This is a genomic window from Amycolatopsis sp. SID8362, from assembly GCF_010550475.1.
Classification (GTDB): Bacteria; Actinomycetota; Actinomycetes; order Mycobacteriales; family Pseudonocardiaceae; genus Amycolatopsis; species Amycolatopsis eburnea.
Genome location: NZ_JAAGNB010000919.1, coordinates 1 through 5,901, shown reverse-complemented (window position 1 = coordinate 5,901; position 5,901 = coordinate 1). Strand labels below are relative to the sequence as shown.

The 5,901-nt window shown below is 72.3% G+C and carries 7 protein-coding genes and 1 other RNA gene; 7 read left to right on the top strand and 1 reads right to left on the bottom strand.

The features are described from left to right. The 5 genes from G3I65_RS28680 to ffs all read left to right on the top strand — a co-directional run. The coding region (locus G3I65_RS28680; RefSeq protein ID WP_160698869.1) for a hypothetical protein at window positions 1-247 on the top strand (247 nt) is incomplete at its 5' end. Further along, window positions 244-678, top strand: a complete 435-nt coding sequence (locus tag G3I65_RS28675) for a roadblock/LC7 domain-containing protein (RefSeq protein WP_086861817.1) — start codon at window positions 244-246, stop codon at window positions 676-678. The genes G3I65_RS28680 and G3I65_RS28675, both read left to right, overlap by 4 nt. Further along, a complete protein-coding gene (locus G3I65_RS28670) occupies window positions 678-1,031 on the top strand; it encodes a DUF742 domain-containing protein (protein ID WP_160698871.1) in 354 nt (117 codons plus the stop codon). The genes G3I65_RS28675 and G3I65_RS28670 overlap by 1 nt, the downstream gene beginning before the upstream one ends. Beyond that, window positions 1,009-1,608: an ATP/GTP-binding protein gene (locus tag G3I65_RS28665; protein ID WP_160698868.1), complete on the top strand. Its 600-nt coding sequence runs from the start codon at window positions 1,009-1,011 to the stop codon at window positions 1,606-1,608. Before G3I65_RS28670 ends, G3I65_RS28665 begins: the two co-directional genes overlap by 23 nt. A 21-nt stretch (window positions 1,609-1,629) precedes the next feature. Continuing rightward, window positions 1,630-1,724, top strand: an RNA gene (ffs, locus tag G3I65_RS28660) — signal recognition particle sRNA small type. Between the two features lie 350 nt (window positions 1,725-2,074). Here the strand turns inward: ffs and G3I65_RS28655 are convergent. Next, window positions 2,075-2,899 (bottom strand): spermidine synthase, encoded by an 825-nt coding sequence (locus G3I65_RS28655; protein WP_160698870.1) that lies wholly within the window; start codon window positions 2,897-2,899, stop codon window positions 2,075-2,077. Between the two features lie 107 nt (window positions 2,900-3,006). On the opposite strand from G3I65_RS28655, the gene G3I65_RS28650 reads away from it, so the two are divergent. Together G3I65_RS28650 and G3I65_RS28645 are read left to right on the top strand one after the other, a co-directional pair. Further along, window positions 3,007-4,557, top strand: coding sequence for an ALF repeat-containing protein (locus tag G3I65_RS28650; protein WP_160698867.1), 1,551 nt, complete (start codon window positions 3,007-3,009; stop codon window positions 4,555-4,557). 44 nt (window positions 4,558-4,601) lie between these two features. Beyond that, on the top strand, window positions 4,602-5,901 hold a 1,300-nt coding region (locus G3I65_RS28645; protein WP_160698866.1), incomplete at its 3' end, for a DNA polymerase III subunit gamma and tau.

The window sequence follows — 5,901 nt, the reverse complement described above, 5'->3', positions numbered from 1 at the left end:
CCGGGACGGCCTGGTCCGCCGCGTCCCCGGAGCCCAGCTCGCCCCCGGCCTGCGCCAGCAGCCCGCGGGGCGGCCGATCGCCCGAGCCGTCGTCAACCGCAGCAAGCGGGACCCGGCGGCCGAGCGAGCGGCGTTCGACGCGTTCGCCGCCGGCCTGGCCAAGGCGGACGTGGTGACGGCAGACAGCCCGCCCCAAGGCGTGGTCGCCGGTCGTGTGATGGAACGAGGAGAAGAGAGCAGGAAATGAGCATCCCCGCACCTGGAGTCAGTGTCGAAGCCCAGAACTTCAACTGGCTGGTGAGCCGCTTCGCGCAGCACACCGCGGGCGCGATCGCCGCCATCGCGGTCTCGGCCGACGGCTTGCTGATCGCGGTGTCCTCGGAGCTCGAGCGCTCCAACGCCGACCGCCTCGCCGCGATCTCCTCCGCCATGCTCGGCCTCGCGCACGGCGTCTCCGAAAGCCACCCGCTCGGCTCGCCGGACAAGGTGATCATCGAGCTGGAGCACGGCTACCTGCTGGTCTGCACCATCAGCATCGGCTGCTCGCTCGGCGTCCTCGCCAACAAGCAGGCGAGCCTCGGCACGATCGCCTACGAGATGGCGATGTTCGCCAACCGCGCCACCGAAGTCCTCACGCCGGGCCTGATCGAGGAGCTCAAGAACACCGTGGGTGCGTGATGACCGAGGAGCCGGACATCTCCTTGCTGCGGCCGTACCTGATGACCTCGGGGCGGGCGCAGCCGGTGGACCAGACCCTCGAGATCGAGGCGCAGGTCATGACGTCCCGCCTCGGTGCGGCGTCGCACCCGAAGCTCACGTTCGAGCGGCAGGAAATCGTTTCCCTCTGCCGGAGCACGATGTCGGTCGCCGAGGTGGCCGCCATGCTCGGCCTCCACATCGGCGTCGCCCGCGTGCTGGTGGCCGACCTCGCCGAGCTGGGCTACGTCGTCGTCCGGCGCCCGGCGAACCACAACAAGCACGACCTCGGCATGATCGAAAGGGTCATTCGTGGACTCGAAGCCATTCACTGAACCGGCGCCCCGCCCGCCGGCCCCGGTCAAGATCGTCATCGCGGGCGGCTTCGGCGTCGGCAAGACGACGGCGGTCGGCGCCATCTCGGAGATCAAGCCGCTGACCACCGAAGCGGCGATCACGTCGGTGGCGGCTTCGGTGGACCGCACCGGCCACGTCCCGGCCAAGACCACGACCACGGTCGCGCTCGACTTCGGCTGCATCACGATCGACGACGAGGTCAAGCTGTACCTGTTCGGCACACCCGGCCAGGACCGCTTCGGCTTCATGTGGCAGGACCTGGTCCACGGCGCACTCGGCGCGCTGGTGATCGTCGACACCCGCCGGATGGACGACTGCTACCCGGCGGTCGACTACTTCGAGAACGCCGGCCTGCCGTTCGTGGTGGCGGTGAACATGTTCGACGGGGCACTGGGCCACAACCTCGACGACATCCGCTGGGCCCTCGCGGTCAGCGAGGACGTCCCCCTGATCACGTTCGACGCGCGCCAGAAGCTGTCGGTGCGGGACGCGCTGCTCGCGGTGCTGCACAACACGTTCAAGAAGGCCCGAGCCCAGGCGGGCGCGGGGGCTTGAGCGGAGTTCGCTACACTGATCCACGGACCCCGCGCGGCGTCCACCCTGTGAACCTCCCCAGGGCCGGAAGGCAGCAAGGATAAGCAGGCTCTGGCGGGTGCGCGGGGTCCCCTTCGTTTTCGGCTCCGGCCTTCGGGGCTTCGCCCCTTCGCCGGGCCTGCAACTTCGTCGTTTTGCCCGGGGGCCGAGCCCCCGGAGCCCCCACGGTGCCGTCGGCGCGGGTGGGCGGGTCTGCCGCGGCTCGCGGGGCCCGGCAAGTCGCGCCGGGTGGGTGGGGCCGTGGTGTCTTGAATGAGTCATTCAGGACCTCCGAAGACCTGAATGACTCATTCAAGACGTCAGCGAAGCCGCGGCCGAGCGAGCCGCCGCAACTTTGCCGGGCCTTGGGCCGGGACGTAGTGAACGACCCTTTCATCTCGTCTGGCGAGGTGAACGACTCTTTCATGGCATTGCGGGGCGGCCAGGGTCAGAAGAGGCCCAGGACGTCTTCTGGGGGTTGGGGTGAGGGTGGTAGGTCCGCGTCCGTGATCGGGGTTGCCCGGCCTGCCAGTTTTCGCAGCTCGGCGCCGTGCACGCAGCGTGCGGGGAAGGCCGCCGAGGCTGTTCGCCGGTCGATCTCCGGGGTCGGGAGCGGGGTGGCCGAGGCCGCGAACACCAGGTTGCCGAAGCGGCGGCCCTTCAGGACCGCCGGGTCCGCCAGCACCAGGACTTCCGGGAAGACCTCGCGCAGCGTCGCCAGGAAACGGCGGGCGAAGGGCAGGCCCGAGCCGTCGGTGATGTTGGCCAGGTAGATGCCCGGGGCGCGCAGGATTTCCGCGATCGCGCGCGTCGCCTCCAGCGTGGCCAGGCCGCCGGCCAGGGTCGCGCGCTCGAACGCGTCGACCACCACCAGGTCCGCCGTGTCCTCGCGGCGGGTGGCCAGGCCCGTCCGGCCGTCGGTGATCCGGACGCGCAGGCCCGGGAGCCGCAGGCCCAGCTGGGCGCGGACCAGGTCGACCAGCTCGCCGTCGGCGTCGAACACCAGCTGCCGCGAGCCCGGCCGCGTCGCCGCGACGTAGCGCGGGAGCGTGCACGCCGCGCCGCCGATGTGCAGGGCGTCGACGGGGCCGGGTGGCAGCTGGTCCACCACGTCCCCGAACCGGCGGACGTAGTCGAACTCCAGGTTGTCGGGGGTGTCGAGGTCGACGTACGACTGCGCGACCCCGTCCACCGACAGCAGCCAGGCGTTCGCGCGGTCGGCGTCCCGGATCAGCTCCGCGGTGCCGAAGCGCACCGGGTAGCGCCCGGGCATCGGCCCGGTCTTCCGCGAACGGCTCACGGAGTCCGAGGTTATCGGAAACATTCCGCCGGGCTCCGCGATAAGTGACCGGAACGATCATCGATCGAGGGGGTTCTTCCTTGCGTGCGAACGCAGTAATCGCCGCCGTGGCGCTCGCCGCCGTCGCCTTGGCGACGCCGGCCGCCGCGGACGTCCTGCCCGACCGGGCCCAGGCCGTCTCGCTGCTGGAGACCGGCGGTCCCGGGGTGAGCCGGGCCGCCGAAACGGCGTTGCTCGGCTCCGCCGCCGACCTGCGGGAGTTCCTGGCCACCGGCCGGTACCGGGCGCAGGAGACCGACGAACGCGTCCTGGTCGACCAGGCGCTGAGCGCGGGCGGCCCGGTCACCAAGCGCGCCGCCCAGCAGGCGCTGGACGGCACGGCCGACGACATCCGGGCCTTCCTGGCCACCGGCCTGGCCCAGGCGCGGATCGCGGACGACCGGATTGCCGTCGGCCAGGCCATGAGCACCGGCGGCCCGATCGTCAACGCCCGGGGCCAGCGGGCGCTCGACGGCACGCCCGCCGACGTCCGCGCGTTCCTCGAGACCGGCTTGCAGCAGGCGCGCGACACCGACGAGCGGATCACCGCGAACCAGGCCCTCTCGGCCGGTGGTCCCGAGGTGCGGGCGGCCGCGCAGACGGCGCTCGACGGCACCCCGGACGACATCCGGTACTTCCTGTCCGTGTGGCGCCAGGTCGCCGCGGGCGGCGACACCGAACTTGCCGGGATCCAGGCGCAGGTCGACTACGGCAAGGCCGCCGCGGCCCACCACAGCGCCATCGGGGTGCAGCTGGCCAGGAGCCGCGCGACGAAGATCGCTTCAGACGCGCGTCAGGCGAACACCGACCGGCTCGCCGGCCAGCAAGCCAAGGCCCAGCAGGACGCGCGGGTCGCGGCCGGTGCGGAGGCCGACGCCGAGCAGCAGGCCCGTGATGCTGCCGCCCGCGCGGCGCAGGCCAAGGCCGACAACGACAAGCTGCTCACCGACGCGGCCGACCCGGCGCTGACCGTGCCGAACGGCCGCCGGGCGGCGGCCTACCTGCTGCGCAACGGCGGTGCCGCGGTGAAGAACGCCGCCCGCGCGGCGCTGAGCGGTTCCGACGACGACGTCGTCACGTTCGTGCGCGGCGGGCTCGCGGCCGCGCAGGAAACCGACGACCGGGCCGCCGTTTCGGCGATCGCGGCCGACGAGAAGGCGCGCCCCGGGCTGCGTCAGGCCGCCCGTGACGCGCTGGCCGGGCCGTACTCGGCAGTGGTCGCGCTGCTGCGCACCGGGGACTACCCGGGCCGCGACACCGACGACCGGGTCGAGGTCAACCAGATCATGGCGGCAGGCGGACCGGCGACGAAGTCGTGGGCGCAGCAGGCGCTCGACGGCACGGTCGCGGACATCCGCGAGTTCCTCGCGCACGGTCAGTACGAGGCGCACCTGGTCGACCTGGACGTCTACGTGACCCGGACGCTGTCCGACGGCCCCGAGGTCAACGCCGTCGCCCAAGGCGTGCTCGACGGCCCGCGGTCGGGTCTGCAGCCCTACCTCGACGGTGAGCTCGGCAAGGCGCGGGCGCGTGACGCCTTCACCGCGGAGCACGTCGCGAAGGTCAACGCGCTGCTCTCCCAGCTGCCCTGACCCGCACGGCGAAGGTTGTCGGTGGTGCCCGGTACCCTCGCGACGTGGCTCTCGCGCTGTACCGCAAGTACCGTCCGGCAACCTTCGCCGAGGTCGTCGGGCAGGAGCATGTGACCGATCCCCTCCGCACGGCGTTGTCCGCCGGGCGGATCAACCACGCCTACCTGTTCTCGGGCCCGCGCGGCTGCGGCAAGACGTCCAGCGCGCGCATCATGGCGCGCTCGCTGAACTGCGCCAAGGGCCCGACGCCGGACCCGTGCGGCGAGTGCAACTCGTGCAAGGCGCTGGCGCCGGAGGGGTCGGGCAGCGTCGACGTCACGGAGCTGGACGCGGCGAGCCACGGTGGCGTCGACGACGCCCGCGAGCTGCGGGACAAGGCGTTCTACGCGCCGGCCGAGTCGCGCTACCGCGTGTTCATCATCGACGAGGCGCACATGGTCACCACGCAGGGCTTCAACGCCCTGCTGAAGATCGTGGAAGAGCCGCCGGAACACGTGATCTTCATCTTCGCGACGACCGAGCCGGACAAGGTGCTCACCACCATCCGCTCGCGCACGCACCACTACCCGTTCCGGCTGATCCCGCCGAGCTCGATGCGCGCCCTGCTGGAGCGCAACATCGCCGCGGAGGGCGTCGAGGTCGAGCCGTCGGTGTACCCGCTGGTCATCCGCGCGGGCGGCGGGTCGGCGCGCGACACGCAGTCGGTGCTCGACCAGCTGCTCGCCGGCGCCGGGCCCGAAGGCGTGTCGTACAGCCGCGCGGTGGCGCTGCTGGGCGTCACCGACGTCGCGCTGATCGACGACATGGTGGACGCGCTGTCGACCGAGGACGCCGCGACGGTGTTCGGCACGGTCGAGAAGCTCGCCGAAGCCGGCCACGACCCGCGCCGGTTCGCGACGGACCTGCTCGACCGGCTGCGCGACCTGGTGCTGCTGCGCGCGGTCCCGGATTCCGCGGGCGGGCTGGTGTCCGCGCCGGAGGAGGAACTGACGCGGATGGTGGCGCAGGCCGAGCGGATCGGCTTGGCGACGCTGTCGCGCTACGCAGACATCGTCCACAATGGACTCCTGGAGATGCGCGGCGCGACGTCCCCGCGGCTCGTACTGGAGCTGCTGGCCGCCCGGATGCTGCTGCCGTCGGTGACGGACGCGGAGAAGGCGCTCCTGGCTCGCATCGAACGCCTGGAGCGCCGCGCGACGGCGCCGGCCGCCACCCCGGCCGAGGGTGGTGTCGAGCCGCCGATGCGGGCGGCGCCTGAGCGGGAGTTCTCACGTCCTTCGCAGCGCGCTGCTTCGGCGGGGCCGGCGCCGGTGGCGGAGCCTGCTCCGGCGCCCCAGCGCCCGG